This is a genomic window from Phaeobacter sp., assembly GCF_022825805.1.
Classification (GTDB): Bacteria; Pseudomonadota; Alphaproteobacteria; order Rhodobacterales; family Rhodobacteraceae; genus Phaeobacter.
The window spans coordinates 1-22,244 of sequence record NZ_JAJDWC010000136.1 but is presented as its reverse complement, the minus strand read 5'-3'; the positions used below and the strand labels follow the sequence as shown (position 1 = coordinate 22,244).

22 protein-coding genes and 1 pseudogene are annotated in these 22,244 nt (G+C 61.1%); 15 read left to right on the top strand and 8 right to left on the bottom strand.

What is annotated here, in order from left to right; genetic code table 11:
* Positions 1-128, top strand: a pseudogene (locus tag Q0C28_RS17800) (IS630 family transposase); the annotation flags it as partial.
* A 286-nt stretch (positions 129-414) separates the two neighbouring features.
* On the opposite strand, the gene metG reads toward Q0C28_RS17800, so the two are convergent.
* From metG to Q0C28_RS15730, 3 genes are all read right to left on the bottom strand, one after another.
* Complete coding sequence (gene metG, locus Q0C28_RS15740) at positions 415-2,136, bottom strand: methionine--tRNA ligase (protein ID WP_293577211.1); 1,722 nt, start codon at positions 2,134-2,136, stop codon at positions 415-417.
* 108 nt (positions 2,137-2,244) lie between these two features.
* Positions 2,245-3,465 carry an MFS transporter gene (locus tag Q0C28_RS15735; protein WP_293577209.1) on the bottom strand — a complete coding sequence of 407 codons (1,221 nt, stop codon included), beginning with the start codon at positions 3,463-3,465 and terminating at the stop codon, positions 2,245-2,247.
* Positions 3,466-3,617: 152 nt separating this feature from the next.
* A complete protein-coding gene (locus Q0C28_RS15730) occupies positions 3,618-4,019 on the bottom strand; it encodes a rhodanese-like domain-containing protein (RefSeq protein ID WP_293577207.1) in 402 nt (133 codons plus the stop codon).
* A gap of 312 nt (positions 4,020-4,331) precedes the next feature.
* Between Q0C28_RS15730 and Q0C28_RS15725 the strand changes: the two genes are divergently transcribed.
* Positions 4,332-5,375, top strand: a complete 1,044-nt coding sequence (locus tag Q0C28_RS15725; RefSeq protein ID WP_293577205.1) for an aldo/keto reductase — start codon at positions 4,332-4,334, stop codon at positions 5,373-5,375.
* Between the two features lie 323 nt (positions 5,376-5,698).
* On the opposite strand, the gene Q0C28_RS15720 is transcribed toward Q0C28_RS15725, so the two are convergent.
* Positions 5,699-6,787: a GlxA family transcriptional regulator gene (locus Q0C28_RS15720; protein WP_293577203.1), complete on the bottom strand. Its 1,089-nt coding sequence runs from the start codon at positions 6,785-6,787 to the stop codon at positions 5,699-5,701.
* A gap of 133 nt (positions 6,788-6,920) precedes the next feature.
* Here Q0C28_RS15720 and Q0C28_RS15715 point away from each other — a divergent pair, with 133 nt between their 5' ends.
* The 3 genes from Q0C28_RS15715 (at position 6,921) to Q0C28_RS15705 (ending at position 10,193) form a co-directional block, all read left to right on the top strand.
* A complete protein-coding gene (locus Q0C28_RS15715; protein ID WP_293577216.1) occupies positions 6,921-7,838 on the top strand; it encodes a 3-keto-5-aminohexanoate cleavage protein in 918 nt (305 codons plus the stop codon).
* A gap of 100 nt (positions 7,839-7,938) precedes the next feature.
* On the top strand, positions 7,939-9,411 hold the full coding sequence (locus Q0C28_RS15710; RefSeq protein ID WP_293577201.1) for a carnitine 3-dehydrogenase: 1,473 nt from the start codon (positions 7,939-7,941) through the stop codon (positions 9,409-9,411).
* Positions 9,408-10,193, top strand: coding sequence for an SDR family oxidoreductase (locus Q0C28_RS15705; protein ID WP_293577200.1), 786 nt, complete (start codon positions 9,408-9,410; stop codon positions 10,191-10,193). The genes Q0C28_RS15710 and Q0C28_RS15705 overlap by 4 nt, the downstream gene beginning before the upstream one ends.
* 66 nt (positions 10,194-10,259) lie before the next feature.
* Here Q0C28_RS15705 and Q0C28_RS15700 read toward each other — a convergent pair whose 3' ends face one another.
* On the bottom strand, positions 10,260-11,123 hold the full coding sequence (locus Q0C28_RS15700; protein ID WP_293577199.1) for a helix-turn-helix transcriptional regulator: 864 nt from the start codon (positions 11,121-11,123) through the stop codon (positions 10,260-10,262).
* 109 nt (positions 11,124-11,232) lie between these two features.
* Between Q0C28_RS15700 and Q0C28_RS15695 the strand changes: the two genes are divergently transcribed.
* From Q0C28_RS15695 to Q0C28_RS15685, 3 genes are read left to right on the top strand one after another with little or no spacing between them, the layout of a single operon-like run.
* Entirely contained in the window at positions 11,233-11,439 is a 207-nt protein-coding gene (locus tag Q0C28_RS15695) for a DUF2061 domain-containing protein (RefSeq protein ID WP_293577197.1), read from the top strand.
* On the top strand, positions 11,432-12,493 hold the full coding sequence (locus Q0C28_RS15690) for a fatty acid desaturase (RefSeq protein ID WP_293577195.1): 1,062 nt from the start codon (positions 11,432-11,434) through the stop codon (positions 12,491-12,493). Before Q0C28_RS15695 ends, Q0C28_RS15690 begins: the two co-directional genes overlap by 8 nt.
* 18 nt (positions 12,494-12,511) lie before the next feature.
* Positions 12,512-13,414 (top strand): DMT family transporter, encoded by a 903-nt coding sequence (locus Q0C28_RS15685; protein ID WP_293577193.1) that lies wholly within the window; start codon positions 12,512-12,514, stop codon positions 13,412-13,414.
* Between the two features lie 53 nt (positions 13,415-13,467).
* Here Q0C28_RS15685 and Q0C28_RS15680 read toward each other — a convergent pair whose 3' ends face one another.
* Complete coding sequence (locus Q0C28_RS15680) at positions 13,468-14,178, bottom strand: NUDIX hydrolase (protein WP_293577191.1); 711 nt, start codon at positions 14,176-14,178, stop codon at positions 13,468-13,470.
* Between the two features lie 229 nt (positions 14,179-14,407).
* A complete protein-coding gene (locus tag Q0C28_RS15675) occupies positions 14,408-14,827 on the bottom strand; it encodes a DUF983 domain-containing protein (RefSeq protein WP_293577190.1) in 420 nt (139 codons plus the stop codon).
* A 239-nt stretch (positions 14,828-15,066) separates the two neighbouring features.
* Between Q0C28_RS15675 and Q0C28_RS15670 the strand changes: the two genes are divergently transcribed.
* From Q0C28_RS15670 to Q0C28_RS15655, 4 genes are all read left to right on the top strand, one after another.
* Positions 15,067-15,570: an EF-hand domain-containing protein gene (locus Q0C28_RS15670; protein WP_293577189.1), complete on the top strand. Its 504-nt coding sequence runs from the start codon at positions 15,067-15,069 to the stop codon at positions 15,568-15,570.
* 103 nt (positions 15,571-15,673) lie between these two features.
* Positions 15,674-16,261 carry an RNA polymerase sigma factor gene (locus Q0C28_RS15665; RefSeq protein ID WP_293577214.1) on the top strand — a complete coding sequence of 196 codons (588 nt, stop codon included), beginning with the start codon at positions 15,674-15,676 and terminating at the stop codon, positions 16,259-16,261.
* Positions 16,254-16,796, top strand: coding sequence for a hypothetical protein (locus tag Q0C28_RS15660; RefSeq protein WP_293577187.1), 543 nt, complete (start codon positions 16,254-16,256; stop codon positions 16,794-16,796). The genes Q0C28_RS15665 and Q0C28_RS15660 overlap by 8 nt, the downstream gene beginning before the upstream one ends.
* Entirely contained in the window at positions 16,793-17,275 is a 483-nt protein-coding gene (locus Q0C28_RS15655; RefSeq protein WP_293577185.1) for a periplasmic heavy metal sensor, read from the top strand. The genes Q0C28_RS15660 and Q0C28_RS15655 overlap by 4 nt, the downstream gene beginning before the upstream one ends.
* Positions 17,276-17,514: 239 nt before the next feature.
* Here Q0C28_RS15655 and Q0C28_RS15650 read toward each other — a convergent pair whose 3' ends face one another.
* Positions 17,515-19,041 carry a diguanylate cyclase gene (locus Q0C28_RS15650; protein ID WP_293577183.1) on the bottom strand — a complete coding sequence of 509 codons (1,527 nt, stop codon included), beginning with the start codon at positions 19,039-19,041 and terminating at the stop codon, positions 17,515-17,517.
* A 92-nt stretch (positions 19,042-19,133) separates the two neighbouring features.
* Here Q0C28_RS15650 and Q0C28_RS15645 point away from each other — a divergent pair, with 92 nt between their 5' ends.
* The 3 genes from Q0C28_RS15645 (at position 19,134) to Q0C28_RS15635 (ending at position 22,017) form a co-directional block, all read left to right on the top strand.
* Complete coding sequence (locus Q0C28_RS15645) at positions 19,134-19,418, top strand: DUF3572 domain-containing protein (RefSeq protein WP_293577212.1); 285 nt, start codon at positions 19,134-19,136, stop codon at positions 19,416-19,418.
* Positions 19,419-19,599: 181 nt separating this feature from the next.
* Complete coding sequence (locus tag Q0C28_RS15640; RefSeq protein ID WP_293577181.1) at positions 19,600-20,289, top strand: HAD family hydrolase; 690 nt, start codon at positions 19,600-19,602, stop codon at positions 20,287-20,289.
* A 168-nt stretch (positions 20,290-20,457) separates the two neighbouring features.
* Positions 20,458-22,017 carry a trimethylamine methyltransferase family protein gene (locus tag Q0C28_RS15635; protein WP_293577179.1) on the top strand — a complete coding sequence of 520 codons (1,560 nt, stop codon included), beginning with the start codon at positions 20,458-20,460 and terminating at the stop codon, positions 22,015-22,017.
* The last annotated feature ends 227 nt before the right edge of the window (positions 22,018-22,244 follow it).

Sequence of the window (22,244 nt, the reverse complement as noted above, 5' to 3'; positions counted from 1 at the left end):
AGCAATTCGCCGATGCGATCCTGAGATTCTTCCGCGAAACCATCCCCAAAGAGTGGAAAACATTCCGAGATCAGGTCTCAGACAACTTCAGGGTCATAACACACGAAAAATTTCGGGTTTTGGGGTGAGTGCGGTATAACTGATTCATTTGGTCAGAAATGTCAACCTGATAAAATTACTCAGGATTTAAAATCGGCAGTTGACGGCGAAATTCTCAATCTTGGGTTGTCGCTGTCTTCGTGACCGGAATGCCTGCCTGCCATGGTGTTTGACGTCTGTGACGGAACCTCAAACGCAACAAAGCCGCCTTGTAAGGCGGCTTTGTTGCGTTTGGGGATGTGCCGGTCTGACCGAAGTGGCCTGAGCCCATGTGGGCGCAGTCGCGCCCAGTCGAGCGCAGTTTTGCTCCGGGCGTCAGCTGTCGCGGGTGCCGGAGAATCGGGCCTGCCATTCCTCGCGCTGTTCGTCGGAGATTTTGGCAAACAGCACCTCTGGCACGGTGAAGCCATGGCCGACAGGCAGCGCCTGCAGCGCGGCTTCGACATCGGTGGGCCAGGCGTCTTCGTTGGTCTGCATCGCGGCCATCAACGTGTCTTTTGCCGTTGGAATGAACGGTGCGGCCAGCACGGCGTAGAGGCGGATCAGGTTTAGACCCATGCGCACCTGGGCCGCGGCCTGCTCTGGATCGGATTTGAAGGTCGACCAGGGCGCGACGGATTGCAGATATTCGTTGCCGGCCACCCAGATTGCGCGCAGCTCTTGGGCGGATTTGCGCACTTCCATCGCGGCCATGTGCTCTTCGTAGCTGCGGATGCGGTTGGTCAGCTCGGTGATCAGTGTCTGCTCGGCCTCGCCCCATGTGCCGCCCGCGGGAACTTCCTCGCCGAATTTGGAGCGGCAGAATTTGGTGATCCGGCTGACAAAATTGCCCAGAACGTCGGCGAGGTCCTTGTTCACCGACTGCTGGAAGTTCTCCCAGGTGAATTCAGAATCGCTGCTTTCGGGCGCGTGGGACAGCAGCCACCAGCGCCAGTAGTCCGCAGGCAGGATTTCCAGCGCCTGATCCATGAACACGCCACGGCCCTGAGAGGTCGAGAACTGGCCGCCATCGTAGTTCAGGTAATTGAAGGACTTGAGGTGGTCGACCATCTTCCACGGCTCGCCCGAGCCGATGATCGTGGCCGGGAAAGACAGGGTGTGGAAGGGGACGTTGTCCTTGCCCATGAACTGGACATATTTGACGTCATCGGCCCCTTTGTCCGTGCGCCACCAGCGTTCCCAATCCGCATCGGTTTTGCCGTTGGCCTCGGCCCATTCGCCTGCGGCTGCAATGTATTCGATGGGGGCGTCGAACCAGACGTAGAAGACTTTGCCCTCCATGCCGGGCCAGTCCTGGTCGCCTTTCTTGACGGGAATGCCCCAGTCGAGATCGCGGGTGATGCCGCGGTCCTGCAGCCCGTCCCCGTCGTGCAGCCATTTTTTGGCAATCGACGTGGTCAGCACTGGCCAGTCGGTTTTGCTGTCGATCCAGCTGTCCAGCTGATCTTTCAGTTGGGACTGGCACAGGAACAGATGTTTGGTGGCGCGGACCTCCAGATCTGTGGAGCCGGAAATGGCGGATCTCGGCTCGATCAGATCGGTGGGGTCCAGCTGCTTGGTGCATTCTTCGCATTGGTCGCCGCGGGCTTTTTCAAATCCGCAGTTGGGGCAGGTGCCTTCGACATAGCGGTCCGGCAGGAAGCGTTTGTCGGCGTTGGAATAGACCTGGCGGTCTTCCACTTCGCGGATCAATCCCGCCTCTGCCAGCTTGCCTGCGAAATGCTGGGTCAGCGCATGGTTCTGGGGGCTGGAGGAGCGACCGAAGTGATCAAAGCTGAGACCGAACCCTTTGGCGATACCCGCCTGAACCTCGTGCATTTCGGCGCAATATTCCGCGACCGGCTTGCCCGCTTTGGCGGCAGCCAGTTCCGCAGGCGTGCCGTGTTCGTCGGTGGCGCAGAGAAACATCACCTCATGGCCGCGCGCCCGCTGGTAGCGGGCATAGAGATCGGCGGGCAACTGGCTGCCCACGAGATTGCCCAGGTGCTTGATCCCGTTGATGTAGGGAATCGCAGAAGTGATGAGAAAGCGCGCCATATCGTCCATCCACATAAACCGTTGGACGCCCGTCTAGCGCATGGCGCAGCCATCCGAAACCCCGTGGCGCAATTTGGGGTTAAATTCCGGAGGGTGCCAGCTTGTCTCCTAGCGCTCGCGGGAGCGTTTCAGCAGACGCCCGATGAAAAAGGATGTGCGCGGGGCATAGACATAGCGGGTGCGATCTTCGGGTGCGGGGCGCGCGCGCATCCGGCTCAGACCAAAGACGATCAGCAGCACATGGCCTGCGGCGACATAGGCAAAGAGCGCAGGCGGCCCGTAGCTGTCGATCAGCGTCGACGAGATATAGGGTGAGGCGATGGCCCCGAGCGCGTACCAGAACATCAGTGCAGCGGACAATTCGACCCGCTGTTCTGAGGTGGCAAAGTCATTGGCATGGGCGGCAGAGACCGAAAAGATCGGGAAGGTGGTGAAGCCGAAGAAGCCCGCCGCCAGCATGACGCCAATGGTGCCCGTGCCGCTGGCGGCCATGGTGATGGCGCAGCTGACGATGGCGATGGCGGACAGCCATATCAGCACCCAGCGGCGGTCATATTTGTCGGCAAGCCAGCCGAGCGGATATTGCGCAAGCGCGCCGCCCAGAACGAAAGAGGCGAGGAAAAAAGCGATCTGGTCGACCGCAAGCCCGACTTCCTGGCCATAAACAGGCCCGACCATCCGAAAGGACGCAGAGCTGAGCGCCGCCACGATCACCCCAGCCACCGCCAGTGGCGAGCAGTTCCAGGCCAGTTTGGGGCGCAGGCGGGCGGCTTCGGGGATTGCGGGCTGGCTCGCTTTGGTCATGGTCAGGGGCAACAGCGCCGCGCAGCACAGGATCGCGAGCAGGTTGTAGGACATATAGGCTGCAGGCGGCAGCACCGCGATCATCAACTGGGCCGCCAGGGACGCCGAGAGATCCGCAATCCGGTAGGTGCCCATGGCGCGACCGCGGGTTTCATTGGTGACTTTTGCGTTCAGCCAGGCCTCGATCACGGTGTAACAGCCCGCCATACACAGGCCGGATGCGATGCGCATCGCGGCCCAGGCGAGCGGATCTTCGGTCAATGTGTGGCCAATTAGGCCCATGGCCCCCAGCGCGGTACAGACCGCAAAGGCGCGGCTGTGACCAACGTTGCCCATCAGGCGGGGCACCCACCAGCAGCCGATGAAAAAGCCGACAAAATGCGCTGAGCCGAGAAAGCCGATCTGCGCCTTGTCAAATCCCAGCGTCAGGCCGGAGATGGCATCCAGTGGGCCGACACCTCCGGTGGAGAGCTGCAGCAGGATCACGGACAAAAACAGGGCGGCAAAAGAAATCAACATGCGCATAATGGCCAGTCATGCCTTGGTTGTGCGGGGAATGCACGGGTGTTTCCGACATTTTCCCAAAACATGTGTCGCATTGCAGGCCAGAGGCCGGATTTGTTTTGACGTGTTGCTTTATATTGCGCCGCTGATGAGTGCAGGCGTGCGCCGCGTGGTCAGCTGTCGCGTTTGACGATTTCGCCACCGGCCTTGTTCCAGGCGGTGAACCCACCGGCGAGATGCAGCACCGGCGTCAGCCCCATTTCGATGGCAACCTTGGCCGCCAGTGCCGAGCGCCACGCGCTGGCGCAGTAGAACACATAGGTTTTGTCCTGGTTGAACATCGGCTTGTGGTAGGGGCTGTCCGGGTCGATCCAGAACCCCAGCATGCCGCGCGGGCAGGACACCGCACCGGGCAGGGTGCCGCTGGCCTTGATTTCACGAATGTCGCGCAGGTCGATGAACACAAAGTGATCATCCTCCACGGCCGCCTTGGCGGTTTCGACGGACATGGTTTCGACCATCTCATTGGCCTCGGCCAGCAGTGTTTTGATCCCTTTGGTGATGGTTTGTGCCATGGCGGGCCCTTTCGCAGAGATGGGGTGAACAGGGGGGGTATGGAGCCGACGCTGGCGCAGACCGGCGCGATTGGCAAGAGCCAGCTGTGGCAGGGTTGCGGTGCAGGGGGGGCAACCCGTCGTAGTGGCAGATACCTCCGCGGCTGTGCGAATCAACCGATCCAACCTCTGATGCATCCGGGCCAATGCGAGAGTGCCGCGCTCAAGCGATTGGTTGCATCAGCGCCAGCCTGCGTTAGTGTTTGCGCTGACATGACAGGCGGGCCGGGCGGTGAGTGGACCGGCAGATGCCCCAAAAACAGGATCTTGATGATGAAAAAGAACCCCCTTGGCCGCACAGGCATGGAGGTGTCGCGGGTTTGTCTGGGCACCATGACCTTTGGCACCCAGACCGATGAGACCGAGTCCCATGCCCAGATCGATTTTGCACTGGACGCGGGAGTGAACTTCCTCGACACCGCAGAGATGTATCCGGTCAATCCGATCCGCGCGGAAACCGTTGGCGACAGCGAAGCGATCATTGGCAATTGGAATGCGCGGACCGGACGGCGGGCGGAGTATATCCTGGCCACCAAACACTCCGGCGAAGGGCTGCAAGCGGTGCGTAATGGCGCGCCGATCACGGCAGATACCATTGCGCAGACGATTGAAGGGTCCCTGCGGCGGCTGCAGACCGATTACATCGATCTCTATCAATTCCACTGGCCGAACCGCGGCAGCTATATGTTCCGCAAAAACTGGTCCTATGCGCCGGATGGTGGGCAGCGCAATGAGGTGCTGGACAATATGGCCTCTTGTCTGGAGGCGCTGAAGGCGCAGGTCACAAAGGGCAATATCCGCGCCTTTGGCCTGTCCAACGAAAGCGCCTGGGGCACCGCACAATGGCTGCGCCTCGCAGAGCAGACCGGCGGGCCGCGTGTGGCGTCGATCCAGAATGAATATTCGCTGCTGTGCCGCTTGTACGATACGGATCTGGCCGAACTGAGCCTCTATGAGGATGTGGGTCTGCTGGCGTTTTCGCCCCTGGCCACGGGGCTTTTGACCGGAAAGTACCAGGGCGGGGCGGTGCCGGATAAATCGCGCAAATCGATCAGCCCGGAGCTGGGTGGCCGTCACACGCCGCGGGTTTATCCGGCGGTTGAAGCCTATCTGGATATTGCCGCCCGCCATGGGCTGGATCCGGTGCATATGGCGATGGCCTGGTGTCACACGCGTCCCTTCATGGCCTCGGCGATTTTGGGGGCGACCACCCTGGAACAGTTGCAACATGCGTTGGCGGGCGATGATCTGGAGCTGTCGGCGGAGGTGCTGGCAGAAATCGATGTCGCCCATCGCGCGCATCCGATGCCGTACTGATCTTTCGTTGAGCCGCCGTTGATCCGCCCATGTTCCGCTGCTGATCAGGGGCTGATGGGTGGCCTGTTGGTCGTTACAGATCTGGCCACCCGCAATTGATGCCTGCTGCATTGCAGCCCGATCCGGGGAAGCAGACACGACGGGCCTAATACTACGGGCCTAATACGACGGGCCTGACACGACGAAGCTGACGCGACGTGGCGGACAATACGAAGCAGTTAGAACGCACCGGGCAAAACGAACCAGGCAAAACGAACCAGTCAAAAACAAAAACGGGCGGTCCCTGGTGGCCGCCCGTCTTGTTTGTTCACTGCCTTGCAATATCAGTGCGATCCGGTCGAGTGACGCGGCAGCGGCCCGCTGGTGCGAAGGGGGCTTTGACTTTTTGAGAGCGTTGTGTGGCCAAACAGCGGTGTCGACGCAGCGAGCCGCTTTGCCGCCACACCGATGCTTTCCTGCCGCAACTCCCGTGCCGTTGTGCCATGGGCCGTGCGGAAAGCGCGGGCAAAGCTGGATTGCGAGTTGAACCCGGTCGCCAGCGCAACCTCCATGATCGGCAAATCCGTATCGGTCACCAGGCGTCGCGCCTCGGCCATGCGCAGCTGCAGATAGTGATCCTGCGGTGTCGTGTTCAGCCGCAGGCGAAACTGCTGTTGCAGGCTGCGCGCACTGGTGCCCAACTCTTCGGCGATTTCGCTGAGCGGTTTGGGATCGTCCAGCGCGGCTTCCATCAGCGCGTTGGCGCGCGCTGTGAGAGAGGAATGCTTGGCGCTGCCCAGGCGGCTCTGCGGGCGCTGCGCGGAACCTGGACCATCGTAAAGGAACAGACCCGCCACGCGGGAGGCAAATCCGGCGCCGTGGCGGCTGCTGATGATGTGGAGCATCATTTCAATCGCGGGCGTCGCCCCGCCAGAGGTCATCCGGCATTCCGACAGGGTGAAGCGGTCGTTGCGGCATTGCACACCGGGAAAACGGGCGGCGAAGTTGTCGAGATCTTCCCAATGCGTGGTGGCAGGATGGCCATCGAGCAGACCGGCCTCCGCCATCAGCCAGGGGCCGCCATCGATGCCGGCAATCGTCGCACCACCTGCAGCGATGCGGCGCAGGCCAGCCAGCAGGCTGGGGGTGGCATGACGGGCCAGTTGAAACCCTGCGATCACGATCAGCAATTCGCAGCCCTGCAGCCGGGCAAGCGGAATGCCCGGCACGGTGAGCCCGCTGGTCAGCATCGCTGGCTCATTGGTGGCGGTGATATAGTCCCAGTCGAACGCTCCGCGACCGGCCAGACGGTTGGCCGCGCGCATCGGATCAACCGCCGCAGCAAAGGACAGCGTGTTGCTCTCGTCAAGGACCAGAACGGCCGTTTTCAGCGGCTGGTTCTCGGGCTGGAGGATGTTTTTTGCGGATTTCATCAAGTTCGATTCGCATGTTGACTAGTTGGAGAGCCTAGGCTGCGGCAGCATCAACGCCAACACAAACAGGAATCTGGGGGCAGCCTTGGGGATAACTCGGGGCAAAACCCTGTACATTGAGGGGAGAATGAAAATGCCTCTGACCATGAACCGAAACGTCTTCATTACCTGCGCCGTCACCGGCTCTGGCAGCACCCAGGATCGCAGCCCGCATGTGCCGCGCTCGCCCAAGCAGATTGCCGAGAGTGCAATCGCCGCGGCCAAGGCTGGTGCCGCAGTTGTGCACTGCCATGTGCGGGATCCGGAAACCGGCGCGCCCTCGCGCGATCTGGCGCTGTACCGCGAGGTCACCGACCGCATCCGCGAGAGCGACACCGATGTGGTGCTGAACCTGACCGCGGGCATGGGGGGTGACATCGTGTTTGGCGACACCGAGAACCCATTCCCGGTGAACGCGGCCGCCACCGATATGATCGGCGCAACCGAGCGGATGGCGCATATCGCGGAATGCCTGCCAGAGATTTGCACCCTCGACTGTGGCACCATGAACTTCGCCGAGGCGGATTACGTGATGACCAACACACCGGGCATGTTGCGGGCGATGGGTCAGATGATGACCGATCTGGGGGTGAAGCCGGAGATCGAAGCCTTCGACACCGGCCATCTGTGGTTCGCCAAGGAACTCGTAAAAGAGGGCGTGCTGACAAGCCCAGCCCTGGTGCAGCTGTGCATGGGGGTGCCATGGGGTGCGCCCAATGATCTCAACACCTTTATGGCGATGGTCAACAATGTGCCAAGCGACTGGAACTGGTCGGCCTTCTCGCTGGGGCGCGATCAGATGGCCTATGTTGCGGCGGCCGTGCTGGCAGGCGGCAACGTGCGGGTCGGTCTGGAAGACAACCTGTGGCTGGGCAAAGGCCAACTGGCGGAGAACTATCAGTTGGTGGAGCGCGCGCGCACCATCATCGAAGCCATGGGCGGTCAGTTGATGGGCCCGGCAGAGGTGCGTGAGCAGCTCGGCCTGACCAAGCGGGCACCGGCGGCGACGTAAGCGGCACGCTCGTTTTGCTGGGACACTTGGGGGCTTGCCCCCAAACCCCCAGGATATTTTCGGCAAGAGGAAGAACCGGCCGGTTCTCAGAGGAAGTCACATGAAAACAGCAGCAATTATCGGCGGCGGTGTTATTGGCGGCGGCTGGGCCGCGCGGTTCCTGCTCAATGGGTGGGATGTGCGGGTGTTTGACCCGGATCCGGAGGCGGAGCGCAAAATCGGCGAAGTGCTGGGCAATGCGCGTCGCAGCCTGCCGGGGCTTGGCAATGTGGCGCTGCCTGCAGAGGGCAAGCTGAGCTATCATGCGACCATTGCCGAAGCGGTTGCAGGTGCGTCCTGGATCCAGGAGAGCGTGCCAGAGCGGCTGGAGCTGAAGCAGAAGGTCTATGGCGAGCTGCAATCACACGCCGGTCCGGATGCGGTTATCGGTTCTTCGACCTCGGGTTATCGTCCCTCGCAGTTGCAGGAGGGGTTTGACAACGCAGGCCAGATCGTGGTCGCGCATCCGTTCAACCCGGTCTACCTGATGCCGCTGGTCGAGCTGGTCACCACCGAGGCAAACCCAGCCTCTGTGATCGACAGCGCCAAGGCGATCATCACCGAGATCGGGATGTATCCGCTGCATCTGAAGAAAGAGATCGACGCCCATGTGGCGGACCGTTTTCTCGAGGCCGTGTGGCGCGAGGCGCTGTGGCTGGTCAAGGACGGCATCGCCACCACGGAAGAGATCGACAACGCCATCCGCTATGGGTTTGGCATTCGCTGGGCGCAGATGGGCTTGTTCGATACCTATCGTGTGGCTGGTGGCGAAGCGGGCATGAAGCACTTCATGGCGCAATTCGGCCCCGCGCTGCAGTGGCCCTGGACCAAGCTGATGGATGTGCCGGAGTTTACTGATGAGCTGGTTGATCTGATCGCAGGCCAGTCGGACGCGCAGTCGGGTCACCATTCGATCCGCGAGATGGAGCGGATCCGCGACGACAACCTGGTCGGCATGATGCGGGCGCTTGGCGCCAATGACTGGGGGGCCGGTGCGTTGCAGAATGCCCATGATGCGGGCCGCGAAAGCGACGCTGGGCTGCTGCGCTCTATCGATGAGTTGGAGGATCTGAGCCAACCGGTGCTGACCCAAAGCCGGATCGTGCCGCTGGATTGGACCGACTACAACGGGCATATGACCGAAAGCCGCTATCTGGATGCCTTTGCCCAATCCACCGACCGGCTGATGCTGATGATCGGCTGTGATGCGGAGTATATCGCCTCCGGTGGCAGCTATTTCACGGCGGAAACGCATATCCGTCATCTCGACGAGGTTCACGCGGGCGATCCGATGCAGGTGCGCACCCGGGTGATCCTGGGGCAGGGCAAAAAGATGCATCTCTTCCATGAGATGTATTCCGGCGACCGGCTGCTGGCCACGGGCGAGCATATGTTGCTGCATGTGGATCTGAAGACCCGCCGCTCCGCGCCGCCCGCACCACATATCGAGGCAGCTTTGGTGAAACTGGCCGAGGCACAGGCGCAGTTGCCTGCACCTGAAGGTTTGGGCCGTGCGATCGGAGCGCCCAGATGAGCGGTGCGCCGAACACCGATGCATCACGTCGGGTCCTGATCACCGCTGGCGGCTCTGGCATCGGGCGGGCCATGGCCGAAGGATTTGCGGCAGAGGGCTATCAGGTCTGGGTCACCGATGTGAACGCGGACAGCCTGTCGGATCTGCCTTCAGGCTGGCGTGGGTCTGTGGTGAATGCTGCAGATGAGAGCGATGTTGCGGGTCTGTTTGGTGAGATCACGGCAGAGTGGGGCGGGCTGGACGTGCTCTGCGCCAATGCTGGCATCGCCGGGCCAACCGCCTTGATCGAAGATATTGCGCTTGCGGATTGGCAGGCCTGTGTCAGCGTCAATCTGGAGGGCGCCTTTCTGGCGGCGAAATACGCAGCCCCTCTGATGAAGGCTGCGCGTTCGGGCTCCATCGTGATCACCTCGTCGACGGCTGGTTTGTTTGGCTATCCCAATCGCGCGCCTTATGCGGCAGCAAAATGGGCGGTGATCGGTCTGATGAAAACCCTCGCCATGGAGCTGGGCTCTTTCGGGATCCGTGCCAATGCAATCTGTCCTGGCGCGGTCGAAGGCCCGCGTATGGAGGGCGTGTTGGAGCGGGAAGCCCAGGCCAAGGGCATGAGCCGCGATCAAGTCTACGATGGCTACGCCTCTGGCACCTCGATGCGGTCCTTCGTGGAGGCCCGTGACATTGCCAATATGGCGGTGTTCCTCGGCTCTGATGCGGCCCGGTTGGTGTCGGGCCAGGTGATTGCGGTGGATGGCCATACGGAAAACCCTGATCCCAAGGTATGAGTGACCCCTTGGGATTGGCCTTGGCCCGGACCGCTGTTCGGGCCTTTTTTCAACTGGATGTTTCCCCTAGCTGGCAATCTCGGCCTGCAGGGCAGACAGTCGCTCTGGCAGGTCACGGGCGCTGATATCAGCCTCGCGGACGAGATTGTCGAAATGGCTGGTCTGGGTCTCCACCCGTTCCTTGTCGCGAAACGCCATATAGTGGCTGCCCACATAGATCACGCAGAGCAGCGGGCCAAAAATGGTCATCGGAGCTGAATAGAGCCGCTTGGCATCAAACAGATAGATCCGCAGCCGTGGATACAGCTGGCGGCTGAGCTGTTCGAACTGGGCCAATTGCTCCTGTCGGGTTTCTTTTGGCAATCCGTCGTAATACCCCACACCTTTGGCGAAACTGTCCAATTCATAGATGGGCATGGCGATTTCATAGTCCGACGGGGACTGACGCATCCAGGCCAACCGATCCTGCGAGGCACCGATGGCCTGATCGGCGGTGCGCCCGAGGTGGGGGGCATATTCCCATTCCAGTAGGGCGCGGGTTTTCAGCATATCGGGCAGCGCGGCAGGCGCATGGCGGATTTTGTAGCCCGCGGCCTCCTGGTGCCAGTCAAAGATCCGTTCGTCCACCAGGGCGCGAGGTGCGGCACTCATGGAGAGGCTCGCGGCCACCAGATCAGCGGCATTTTCAGGCCGTTCCGACAGGCTGAGCAACCAATCCGCCGACACCCCAAGCGCGGCAGCGCAGGCACCGACCACATGGGCATTTGGCAGGCGGGCGCCATCATCTGTCAGCAGCTGTGAAATGGTGGAGCGATCAACCCCAATCGAACGGGCAAGGGCGCTCTGGCTGAGCCCGCTTTGCTCCAGCGCCCGGTTCAGGCGATGGCGGAATTGTTCGGCGCGCAGACGTTTGTCCATCAAATCTATCATATGATGATAATTATCACGATTGGTGAATTTTGTTAATCATATTCGGAATTCTGCATCAGGCCTGCGCTGCGTATTGCTGAAGAGAGGCAGACCTATCAGGAGCAACGGCATGGAAACACGGACCCGATCTTTGGTGAAAGCCGTGATTTGGAATTTTCTCGGCCTGTTGATGATGGCCTTGATCGGCGCGCTGATGACCGGATCGGTCGGGCTTGGTGGGACTTTGGCAGTGATCAACACCTGCGTCGGGTTCCTGAGCTATGTGATTTATGAACGGGTCTGGGCCGGAGTGCGGTGGGGGCGGCAGGATGGATGATCTGTCTCGCAGTGCCGCATCGTTGGAGATGGGCCGCGCCGAAGATGTTCGGGGGCTGCTGGGCCCGGTTCCGGCAGACTTTGGCCCGGCTGATCTGCATCAGAACGGTCCTGACTATGAAAAACCTGACAGCGAGCAGGCCCATCTGGGGGCTCCGACCATTTCTGTTGGGCGGGTGGAATGGCGCACCCTTGGTCTGATCCTGGTCTGCTACGGGATTTGGCTGGCGGTGTTGGTGGTTGTGCCGTTGGTGCCGCTCTGGCTGGCGGTGGTGGTTCTGGCGGTGATGATCACCCTGCATTCGTCCCTGTGCCATGAGGCGCTGCATGGTCATCCCTTCCGCATCAAAGTGCTGAACGAAGCCCTGATGTTTCTGCCGCTGAACCTCGCGATCCCTTATGGCCGGTTTCGCGACACCCATCTGGCGCATCACCGCGACGAGATGCTGACCGACCCCTATGATGATCCCGAAAGCAATTACCTCGATCCTGCAGATTGGCAGCGCCAGAGTGCGCTGATGCGCCTGGTTCTGCGTGTCAACAACACCCTTGTCGGGCGTGTCCTGATCGGCCCCGCGCTTGGGCAATGGCGGTTCATGGCCGAGGACTGGCGCCTGATCCGGCAGGGCGACGAGGCGGTTCTGCGCGACTGGCTGCTGCACGGGGTGGGGGCCGCGCTGGTTCTGTGGGTCGTGTGGTGGAGCGCGGTGCCGTTCTGGGCCTACGGCCTGGCGGCTTATGCCGGGCTTGCGATCGTGAAAATCCGCACCTTTCTGGAGCATCGCGCCCATGATTGCCACAAGGCCCGGACCGTCATCATCGAGCGGGGTGGGATTTTGGGGTTTCTGTTTCTCAACAACCATTTGCATGTGGTGCATCACTGCCATCCCGGTGTGCCCTGGTATGATCTGCCAGCGTTATATGCGACCCGGCGTGCGCAGTTTCATGCGCGCAATCAGGATTATAGCTATCCGACCTATGGGCGGGTCATCCGGCGGTTTGCGTTCCGCCGCAAGGATCCTGTGGCGCATCCGATCTGGTCACGCCGCCCATAAGCGGTCATAACGCTGGGCATGAGCCTTTGGATCCCTATCGCCATCGCCGCAGCCAGTTTTCAGACCGTCCGGTTTATGCTGCAAAAAGTCCTGAGCAGCGTGACCCTGTCCTCTGCCGGGGCCACCTTTGCGCGGTTTGTGTTTTCCGCGCCGCTGATCTGGGCCGGTTTGCTGGGGTATCTGAGCATCTCGGGCCGGGCTTTTCCGGCGCTGACGGCTGAATTCTGGATCTTTGCAACCATCGGCGGAACCGCTCAGATCCTGGCGACAGTCTGTGTGGTCGCCCTGTTTCGGCAGCGCAATTTTGCCGTTGGCATCACCTTCAAAAAAACCGAAGTGATCCAGACCGCGCTGGTTGGATTGGTGGTTCTGGGCGATCAGATCAACCCGGTGGGCTGGGCGGCTATTGCCATCGGTCTGTGTGCGGTGCTGGTGCTGTCGAAATCACCGCAACAAACGGGGCCCTGGTGGCGCCATCTGAGCAATCGGGCATCGCTGCTGGGCTTGGGATCCGGGGTGCTGTTTGCCTTTTCAGCGGTTAGCTACCGGGGCGCGTCGTTGCAATTGGCCGAACTGGAGGCAGCGTTTCGCGCGGGCGTGACACTGGCGGTGGTGGTCAGCCTCCAGACCCTGTTCATGTTGGTCTGGCTGAGCCTGCGGGAACGCGGTGAAATTGCCCGCGTATGGGCTGCGCGCCGGGTGGCGGTGTGGGTTGGGTGCACCAGTTTGCTGGGGTCTTTTTGCTGGTTCTGGGCGTTTACGCTGCAGAACGCGGCCTTGGTCAAGGCGCTGGGGCAGGTGGAACTGCTGTTGTCGCTGGTGGCCTCGATGCTGTTTTTCAAAGAGACCATCACGGCCCGAGAGATCCTCGGCATGGGGCTGTTGGTGCTGTCGATCCTGGTGCTGCTCTGGTCGCTCTGACACCGGCGCATGTCGCTAGGTTACCATAGTGGGCCATTACACTGGGCCGGGTGTCAGTCTGATGATCCCATCGGCACGCCACGCAGCCGTTGGAAATGGCTGGCTTCATCATCGTTGCGGAAGAATGGCACGCTTTGCGGTGGTGCGTCGTCGCGAATGTTCTGGGTGATTTCCGCCAGCACCACTTCGGTGATGAAGGGAAGGTCATAGGTGCGCACCTGGCTGAGCGGGATCCATTGCAGATGCGACAGCTCATCACTGGCGCGAGAGAAATCATCGAGATCGCCAACCAAGTGATCGGCGTCGATGCGGAAGAAGCGGGCATCAAACCGCCGTGGCCGTCCGGGTGGGGTGATGGCGCGGAACACAAACTGCAATCCCGCAGCTGCAGGCAGGTAGCCGGTTGCCGCAAAATCTGCCCAATCGGCAGCGGGTGTGCCAGGCCAGCTGCCCGGCGTGCCGAGCACCAGACCGGTTTCCTCCCACAGTTCACGAATGGCGGCGATGGCCAGCGCATGGTGCAAATCGCTGTCACTGTCCTGTTGCAGTCGGTCGCGGCAGAGCTGCGGCAGCGGCGTGGCCAGGGCGATGTCATGGTCAGCCGGGTCAACCGCACCGCCAGGGAACACCACCTTGTTGGGCATAAACGCCGCTTTGGCACCGCGTTGGCCCATCAAGATCTGCGGATCAGGACCCATTCGGTCGCGCACCACAATCACAGTTGCGGCGTGGCGGATTGCGGTTTTGTCGATGGGGGCAGTCATTGGCAAACCTCAGAGCAAACGGGGAAACCCTGCGTTCAGGTCTGGCAAGCCCGGCCCGAAGATGCAAGTGGGCGTTGTCCATGCCGTTGCGGCGCAACACGAAAAAGACCCGCGGCAGTCGCGCGGGTCTTTGGTATCTTCGGCGGGTGTGGCCGGGTTTTGCGAGTTGTGGATGTCGCCGGTCGCAGCCCTTGCGATGGCAAGGCCCCAGGCCCCAGAGCTTAAGACCTCAGGCTTCTTTGCCGAACCCGTGCATCCGGCGCGCCCACTGATAGGCGATCACGATGCCTTTCATCTTGGGCAGCAGGTAAAGCGATGAAAGCAGGCAGCCCAAGGAAAACACGGTGAAGGTCACCAGCGGTTCTGGACGCCAGGCGAAGTAAACCACATGCATCAGCGGCGCCATCACGTGGCCGACCAGCAAGATGGTCAGATAGGCCGGGCCATCATCTGCGCGCGCATGAGTTAGATCCTGCCCACAGGAGCTGCAGCTGTCGTTGACCTTCAGGTAAGAGTGCAGAACTTTGCCTTCACCACACTTGGGGCAGCGGCAGCGCCAGCCCCGCAGCAAAGCCTGTTTGGTGGATCGTTGGTCTTCGACGTCGTGCTCGTTAACGTCGGCCAGCACAGCCGCAGATGAATCGCTCATAACAAATCCTAACTTTTGCATCCATATTTGCGCAGGTTTCGCCGACAAATAAAGAGGACGCACTGCCTCATGCGGCTGGATGCCGCAACAGTGCCTGTTCCGAACAAGACTAGCAACCTAAGATTGCATTTTGGTGAATGGCTTTTGTTCCAACTTTTTTCGACGGAACCCGCGATCCGCCGCGTTGAGAAACTATGATCGGCGGCAACGGGCCGCTGACGGACGGAAAGGACCGCAAGATGACCAAGACCAAATTTATCGCCGCGATTGTCGCAACTGCCGCTGTTGTCGGGGGTGGTGCGGTGATGGCGAAACCGGGCTTTGGTGGAAAAGCTGGCTTTGGCCGGGGCGTGACATTTGCAGATATCGACGCAAATGGGGATGGCGCGATCACCCAGGACGAGTTGAAGGGTCTGCGCGATGCGCGGTTTGCGGCGGCTGACGCCAATGGCGATGGTCAACTGAGCCTCGAGGAGTTGACTGCAACTGCGCGGGAGCGGGCCCAAACCCATGCATCGCGTATGCTGTCGCGGCTGGACGCCAACAAGGATGGCGCTTTGTCACTGGATGAGATGCCCAAGCCGCGCCGTGCGGGAAAGATGTTTGACCGCATCGATGCGAATGGGGATGGTGCTATCAGCCAAGATGAATTCGACAGCGCCCGTTTGAAACATCAGGCCCGTCATGGTGGCAAATCCCGTCCCGGCGGAGCAGAAACCGGGGCCGACACAGACACCAACTGATCCGGACACTGATTTGTCACTTCCGCTCAAATCCTCCGCGCAGGCTCTGGACCGTGGGTCGTTGCCCCCGGGCGACGTGTCGCCCAGTTCAGGCCAAGGCGAGGTGTCGCCTGGTGCAGGGCAGGGCGCGGACCCGGACGCGACCCTGTTGCTGGCCTATGCCGCGGGGGATCGGGCGGCGGCTGCGGCGCTGACGCAACGGTTGGCGCCGCGGTGTCTGGCGGTGGCGCAGCGGGTGCTTGGCAACCGGGCCGAAGCTGAAGACATCGCACAGGAGGCGATGCTGCGCCTTTGGCGTCAGGCCCGCAGCTGGGAGGAGGGCCGGGCCAAAGTGTCGACATGGTTGTACCGGGTGGTGATGAACCTGTGCATCGATCACAAGCGGCGGCAGCGGGGTGGGCATCTTGATCTGGACGCTGTGCCGGATCCGCCCGATCCGGGGCTGTCGGCCGCAGAGCAATTGCAGCACGGCGCCCGGATGGATGCGCTGCAACAGGCCCTGATGCAATTGCCCGAGCGCCAGCGCCAAGCGGTGGTTTTGCGCCACATCGAAGATCTGCCCAACCCGGAGATTGCAGGAATCATGGACATCAGTGTGGAGGCGGTCGAAAGCCTGACAGCACGGGGCAAACGGGCCCTGGCAGCGGCTTTGTCGGGACGAAAAGCAGAATTGGGGTACAGCGATGGTTGATGATCGAAAAGCGCATTCACCGGACCCAGCGCGCCGCGATGATGCGACAGATACTGATACAATGGCGATGCTTGACGACCTGTTTGCCGAGGCGCGCCAGAGCGTTGGAGAGGGTCTTCCGGATGGGTTGGAACAGGCGATCCTGCAGGATGCGGCGGAGATTCATGGTGAAGTTCAGGCCGAGGTTCAGGCCAATGCGCAGACCATCGGGCAGGCTGATCTGCAGGTTGATCTACGGGTTCAGCGCCCGGCGGCAGAGACATCAGGCCGGGCATCCGATCGGACGTCCGCCTTGGCTGGTATGGCGCTCTGGCGTCGCGGGGCTGAAAAGCTGCGCGATATCCGGACGGCGCTTGGCGGTTGGCCTGCGATGGCGGGGCTCGCAGCTGCCAGTCTGACGGGGATCTGGATCGGCGTCGCGCCGCCGTCGTTTCTGCCGGACCCGGTTGCGCTGGCCAGCGACACCCTGAACGGCAGCAGCCTGCCCGACGGCAGCTATGATTTGGCCTTTGTGCTGAGTGAGGAGGCAGAATGACACCATCAGATCACACCAAACCGCCCAAACGCTGGCTGCGCTGGGTGCTGATCGGCTCGCTCGCGTTCAACCTGATCGTGGTGGGCGTGGTGGTTGGCGCGCTGTGGCGTTTTTCCGGCCATGGCGGATCTGGGTTTCGCGCGCAGGCACCGCTTGGGGCGTTGATTTTCCGCGATCTCGACCGGGAGACCCGAAAGGCACTGCGACAGCAGGCGGAGGCGGGTCATGACAGCTACCATGCGCGGCGTGCCGCAGAAGGCATGCGGGTGTTGCAGCTGCTGCGCCAGGAGCCATTTGACAGTGCGCCGCTGGTGCAGGTGCTGGCCGAACATAGCGAACAGCGCCACGGGTTTCATCGCTCTGTGCAGGTGGCCTGGTTGCAGCAGATCGAGGCGATGTCGCCGCAGGAGCGGGCGGCCTATGCCGATGATCTGGAGGCGCGGATGGCGCGGGGGCGCAACAAGGGTTGGCGTCCCTAGTGAGCGCATGTTCGTTGGCTGCGGAACGGTAGAAGAACACCCGGACCGATGGAGCCACACGCAGTGGCACATGTCACGGTTTCAAACGGGGCAGTGATCTGATCACTGCCCCGTTCGCTGTTGCGATCTAGGCTGCTCGCCGGTTGCGCCTGTGGGCCAATGTGTCTGCCGGATGGTTCCGATCTTTGACGTATTGGCCGAAATTCACTGTCCGTTTAGTGCTTGTCATGGTTTGCGACTTAGGCCGCGAGATCCGCCAGAGAGACTTGGTTGCGACCGGCGTTTTTGGCGGCATACAACGCGCGGTCGGCGGTTGAAATCAAAGCATGTGTGATGGTGCCACTGCCACTGCCACTGCCACTGCCACTGCCACTGCTAGTGTCAGTGCCCGCGCCAATACCAGTGCTGTGGGTTGCGGACGCGTGCGCGGCGCAGGGGGTGTGATCCGCGCCTGCACGGTTGAGCCGCCCACCGATGGCCGCGCCGATGCTGATGGTGACGGTGATCGGCGTATCAACGCCCGGCACGTGGAACGGCTGGCTGTTGATGCAATTGCACAGCTCACTGGCTGCGGCCTCTGCCATTGTCTCACCAACACCTGGCATCACAATCATGAATTCTTCGCCACCGACACGGGCCAGAAGATCCACAGGGCGCAGCGCGGCTTGTAGCCGTTTGGCGGCCTCGATCAGGACGGCATCGCCAACCGGGTGACCGTAAAGATCGTTGATCCGTTTGAAATGGTCGAGATCGGCCAGCATCACGGCAAAGCTCTCTCCGGATTTGGCCGCGCTTTGCGCCACCTGATCTAGGAATGGTTTGGCATAGCGGCGGTTGAACAGGCCCGTCATGGGATCTTCGACCGCGGCGCGCAAACCATCGCGGACGGTGTTGCGCAGTTGGTCGATCTGGGCCTGATTGCGCAGCTGGGTCTGGATCCGCAGCGCCATTTCATGGGGGTCAAAGCCCGATTGCAGCACATCATGCGCCCCTCGGTCCAGCGCTTCGGCGGCGATGGCGGGGCTGTCTGGCGGCGCGATGGCGATCACCACCGAGCGGCGGGTTGTGGCGCGGGCCCGCAGATCGGCGATCAGGCGCAGCGCAGCGCCCAGTGCGGCACCGCCCAGTTCGATCACAATGACGTCTGGCACCGGCTCGCGCATCAAGGGGCGCACATCATCAAGAGGATGGCCGGACAGCTGATAAGGCACGTGGTTTTGCAGGCGTTGCTGCCAGTCGGTCGCCGTCGTCTGCTGTTCAGCCACCAAGGCAACGACCGCACTGCTGAGGCTGGCGTTCAGATGCGGATCCGATGGTGGCAACTGCAGGGGGTGGCGGTTCCCGGCTGCTGGCTGCAGCTCTTGTTTGGCGCTGGCGGCGCGCAGCAAACTGCGGATGCGGGCCTGAAGCATGGTGTCTTCCAGCGGCTGGATCAGCACATCGTCAATGCCGCTGCGCAACGCATCAAGGCGGCGATTGCTGTCGTCTTCGTTGTCCAGCGCGATCATCGGGATGGCTGCGAGCATATCGTCGCTCGCCAATGCGCCTTTGACGTCGGCGGCGGTGCCGTCAGGCAGGGTCATTGCGCAAAGGATCAAATCCGGCTGGCAGCGGCGGGCAATTTTCGCCACCGACGCTGCAGTGTCAGCCTGCACCACGCGGTAATAGGCTGCGGACAACTGCACCTTCAACATGATGCGGTTGGTCAAGATAGCGTCGATGATCAGGATCGTCCCTTGCACGCGGTGCCCTTTCGCCCCTTGCATTCCATCTATCTTGGAGTTTTACTGACCTTGGTTAATAAACCCTTTCGGATTTCCATCAAATTGACGGTGAAGTGTCAGCAATGTGTTCACATTTGCCATTTTCCGCTGATGCGGCTGAGACTTTGGCGTTGAAAGCGCTGGCGTGGCTGGCAGCCAATGACGAATTGCTGCCGGTGTTTCTCGGCGCGACCGGCGCCAGTGAGAGTGATCTGCGAGAGCAGGCTGCCGACCCATCATTTCTGGGGTCCGTGCTGGATTTCCTGACCATGGATGACGCCTGGGTGATGGCGTTCTGCGACAGCGTTGGCGTTGCGTATGAACAGCCCATGCAGGCCCGCATGGCGCTGCCGGGTGGGGCGCAGGTGCATTGGACCTGATCCGCCACAGGCAGGGCTGACGGGACCGCCCGGCGCCGTTTGAGCGCCATCTTTGTAAACGTCTGGCTTTAAATCTCTGGCGGCATTGCCTGTGTTCGCCTAACACTGCTGCAACGGGCCTGGGGGCCCGCATGTGCACCATGGCCCAGCGGATTTGGGCTGCCAGATTGAAGGACTGACAATGCCCGTTGATGCCCTGTTGTTTGACAAGGACGGAACCCTTTTTGATTTCGCACAGACCTGGAATGGCTGGGCGGCACAGATTTTGGACACGCTTGCCAAAGGGGATCAGGCGGCCAAGACCGCGATGGCGCAGGTGATCAGCTATGATCTGGAGCGAGAGGCCTTCAACCCCGACAGTCTGGTGATTGCAGGTTCCAACGATGAGGTGGCCGAGATCCTGGCTCCTTTTGTGCCGGATATGTCGGTGGAGGAACTGACCGCATTTCTGGCCGAAAGCGCCGCCTCCGCGGATCTGGCCCCGGCGGTGCCGCTGGCTGCGTTTCTGGATGGGCTGCGGGCGCGTGGAAAAGTGCTGGGCGTGATGACCAACGATTCGGAAATCTCGGCCAATCGTCAATTGGCCCGCGCCGGGGTGCTGGATCGCTTTGACTTTGTCGCAGGGTGTGACAGTGGCCATGGCGCCAAGCCGGATGCAGCCCCGTTGCTTGCCTTTTGTGCAGCAACCGGCGTGGAGCCAGCGCGCACTGCCATGGTGGGCGACAGCCTGCATGATCTGGAGGCCGGTGCCGCCGCCGGCATGATGCGGATTGGCGTGCTGACAGGTATGGCTGGTGAGGCGGATCTGCAGGGTCATGCGGATGTTGTCTTTCCGGATATTGGCCATATCACCGGCTGGATTGATCGCTGATCCGCACAGCACTGGACATATATGCCCAGAAATATCACCAATGACATGGCGATAGATCAAAAACGACACCTCCGGTCGGAAACAGACATTTCTGCCGGTTGCGGATTGGGCCTGCTGTAGGAAAAGGGTGCGGGATCGCAGGCACCTTTTCCAGCAGGGAGGCCAGAGATGACAGATCAATCCAGGACGCGGCGACGCGGAGGTGGGCGTGCGGGTGCAGCACAACGGCGGGGCGATGCCGTGATCGAGCAAATGCCCTGGCGCATCCCGCAGGTGAATGACGCCCCGATTGAGCCCATCGGCCCCGAAGGCGTGGCCGCGATCCATGATGGTGCGATGCGCATTCTGGAAGAGATCGGCATTGTCTTTCTGAACGAGGAAGCTCTGGCCCTGTTCCGCGAGGCAGGCTGCAAAGTTGTCGGGGACCGGGTGCATCTGGATCGTGATTTCGTGATGGAGATGGTCGCCAAAGCGCCTGCGGAATTCACCATCACCCCACGAAACGAGGATCGGGCGCTGCCGGTTGGGGGGCGCCACATTCTATTTGGCAATGTGTCTTCACCGCCGAACTACTGGGATCTGTCGCTGAACTCCAAAGTGTCAGGCAACCGCGAACAGCTGCGCAACCTGCTGAAGCTGACGCAGTATTTCAACTGCATCCATTTTGCGGGCGGCTATCCGGTTGAACCGGTGGAGATCCATGCCTCGATCCGGCATCTGGATGTGCTCTATGACAAGCTGACACTGTCGGACAAGGTGATGCACGCCTATTCGCTTGGCAAAGAGCGGGTCGAAGACGTGATGGAAATGGTGCGGATCGCAGGCGGGCTGAGCGATGAGGAATTCGAGGCAAAGCCGCGGATGTACACCAACATCAACTCCACATCGCCCCTGAAGCATGATGAGCCGATGATTGATGGCTGTCTGCGTTTGGCGCGGCGTGGGCAGGCCATTGTTGTGACCCCTTTCACCCTGGCAGGGGCGATGGCGCCCGTCACATTGGCCGGGGCCGTGGCCCAATCAATTGCCGAAGCCCTGTCCGCGATTGCGCTGTTTCAATATGTCCGTCCGGGGATTCCCTGCGTGATCGGCACCTTTACCTCCAACGTCGACATGAAATCTGGGGCACCGGCCTTTGGCACGCCGGAATATATGCGCGCGACCCAGATCACAGGTCAGATGGCCCGGTTCTACGGTCTGCCGATGCGATCGTCGGGGGTTTGTGCCGCCAATGTGCCGGATGGTCAGGCGATGTGGGAGACCTCCAATTCGCTCTGGTCGGCGGTGCAATCCGGCACCAATATGGTCTATCACGCGGCGGGTTGGCTGGAAGGTGGTCTGATCGCCAGCCCTGATAAATTCATCATGGATTGCGAAATCCTGCAACACATCCAACGTTACGTTGAGCCGGATCTGCTGGGCACCGGCGAAGAGGATATCGCGCTGGAGGCGATCCGCGAGGTGGGGCACGACGGCCATTTCTTTGGCACGCAGCACACGCAAGATCGCTATAGCAGTGCGTTTTATCAACCGTTCCTCAGCGATTGGCGCAATTTTGAGGCCTGGGAGGCAGCGGGCGGTGTCTGGACCGCGCAGCGCGCGCATCAGATGTTCAAGGACATCATCGCTCGCTTTGAGCCACCAGAGCTTGAGGTTGCCCGCCGCGAGGAGCTGGAAGCGTTTGTGGCTCGGCGTAAGGAAGAGGGCGGGGCGCCCACAGATTTCTGACGCGGGCTTCTCACGCGCGTTGAAGAAAGTTTGAACTCGGCCAAAACACTGCCATTTTTGGCCGCAATTGTATATGCCGTTGCGATCTAACTAGGCAGCACACCTATAAATTCCTTATCATTCGTATTGGCTTGTGCTTCATTTCCAGCAAAACAACATGCTGGGGTGTGAAAATGGCGCGTTCGGACATGAGCGATCTGGAGTGGGAGTTCATCAAGGCAGTCTTG

What these genes read in the sequence shown, in the direction of transcription:
- Q0C28_RS15650 (WP_293577183.1), bottom strand. Translation starts at nt 19,041, where the DNA reads ATGCAAGGGGCGAAAGGGCACCGCGTGCAAGGGACGATCCTGATCATC.
- Q0C28_RS15635 (WP_293577179.1), top strand. Translation starts at nt 20,458, where the DNA reads ATGACAGATCAATCCAGGACGCGGCGACGCGGAGGTGGGCGTGCGGGT.
- Q0C28_RS15670 (WP_293577189.1), top strand. Translation starts at nt 15,067, where the DNA reads ATGACCAAGACCAAATTTATCGCCGCGATTGTCGCAACTGCCGCTGTT.
- Q0C28_RS15695 (WP_293577197.1), top strand. Translation starts at nt 11,233, where the DNA reads ATGGAAACACGGACCCGATCTTTGGTGAAAGCCGTGATTTGGAATTTT.
- Q0C28_RS15730 (WP_293577207.1), bottom strand. Translation starts at nt 4,019, where the DNA reads ATGGCACAAACCATCACCAAAGGGATCAAAACACTGCTGGCCGAGGCC.
- Q0C28_RS15705 (WP_293577200.1), top strand. Translation starts at nt 9,408, where the DNA reads ATGAGCGGTGCGCCGAACACCGATGCATCACGTCGGGTCCTGATCACC.
- Q0C28_RS15735 (WP_293577209.1), bottom strand. Translation starts at nt 3,465, where the DNA reads ATGCGCATGTTGATTTCTTTTGCCGCCCTGTTTTTGTCCGTGATCCTG.
- Q0C28_RS15715 (WP_293577216.1), top strand. Translation starts at nt 6,921, where the DNA reads ATGCCTCTGACCATGAACCGAAACGTCTTCATTACCTGCGCCGTCACC.
- metG (WP_293577211.1), bottom strand. Translation starts at nt 2,136, where the DNA reads ATGGCGCGCTTTCTCATCACTTCTGCGATTCCCTACATCAACGGGATC.
- Q0C28_RS15700 (WP_293577199.1), bottom strand. Translation starts at nt 11,123, where the DNA reads ATGATAGATTTGATGGACAAACGTCTGCGCGCCGAACAATTCCGCCAT.
- Q0C28_RS15675 (WP_293577190.1), bottom strand. Translation starts at nt 14,827, where the DNA reads ATGAGCGATTCATCTGCGGCTGTGCTGGCCGACGTTAACGAGCACGAC.
- Q0C28_RS15690 (WP_293577195.1), top strand. Translation starts at nt 11,432, where the DNA reads ATGGATGATCTGTCTCGCAGTGCCGCATCGTTGGAGATGGGCCGCGCC.
- Q0C28_RS15640 (WP_293577181.1), top strand. Translation starts at nt 19,600, where the DNA reads ATGCCCGTTGATGCCCTGTTGTTTGACAAGGACGGAACCCTTTTTGAT.
- Q0C28_RS15685 (WP_293577193.1), top strand. Translation starts at nt 12,512, where the DNA reads ATGAGCCTTTGGATCCCTATCGCCATCGCCGCAGCCAGTTTTCAGACC.
- Q0C28_RS15680 (WP_293577191.1), bottom strand. Translation starts at nt 14,178, where the DNA reads ATGACTGCCCCCATCGACAAAACCGCAATCCGCCACGCCGCAACTGTG.
- Q0C28_RS15655 (WP_293577185.1), top strand. Translation starts at nt 16,793, where the DNA reads ATGACACCATCAGATCACACCAAACCGCCCAAACGCTGGCTGCGCTGG.
- Q0C28_RS15720 (WP_293577203.1), bottom strand. Translation starts at nt 6,787, where the DNA reads ATGAAATCCGCAAAAAACATCCTCCAGCCCGAGAACCAGCCGCTGAAA.
- Q0C28_RS15710 (WP_293577201.1), top strand. Translation starts at nt 7,939, where the DNA reads ATGAAAACAGCAGCAATTATCGGCGGCGGTGTTATTGGCGGCGGCTGG.
- Q0C28_RS15725 (WP_293577205.1), top strand. Translation starts at nt 4,332, where the DNA reads ATGAAAAAGAACCCCCTTGGCCGCACAGGCATGGAGGTGTCGCGGGTT.
- Q0C28_RS15660 (WP_293577187.1), top strand. Translation starts at nt 16,254, where the DNA reads ATGGTTGATGATCGAAAAGCGCATTCACCGGACCCAGCGCGCCGCGAT.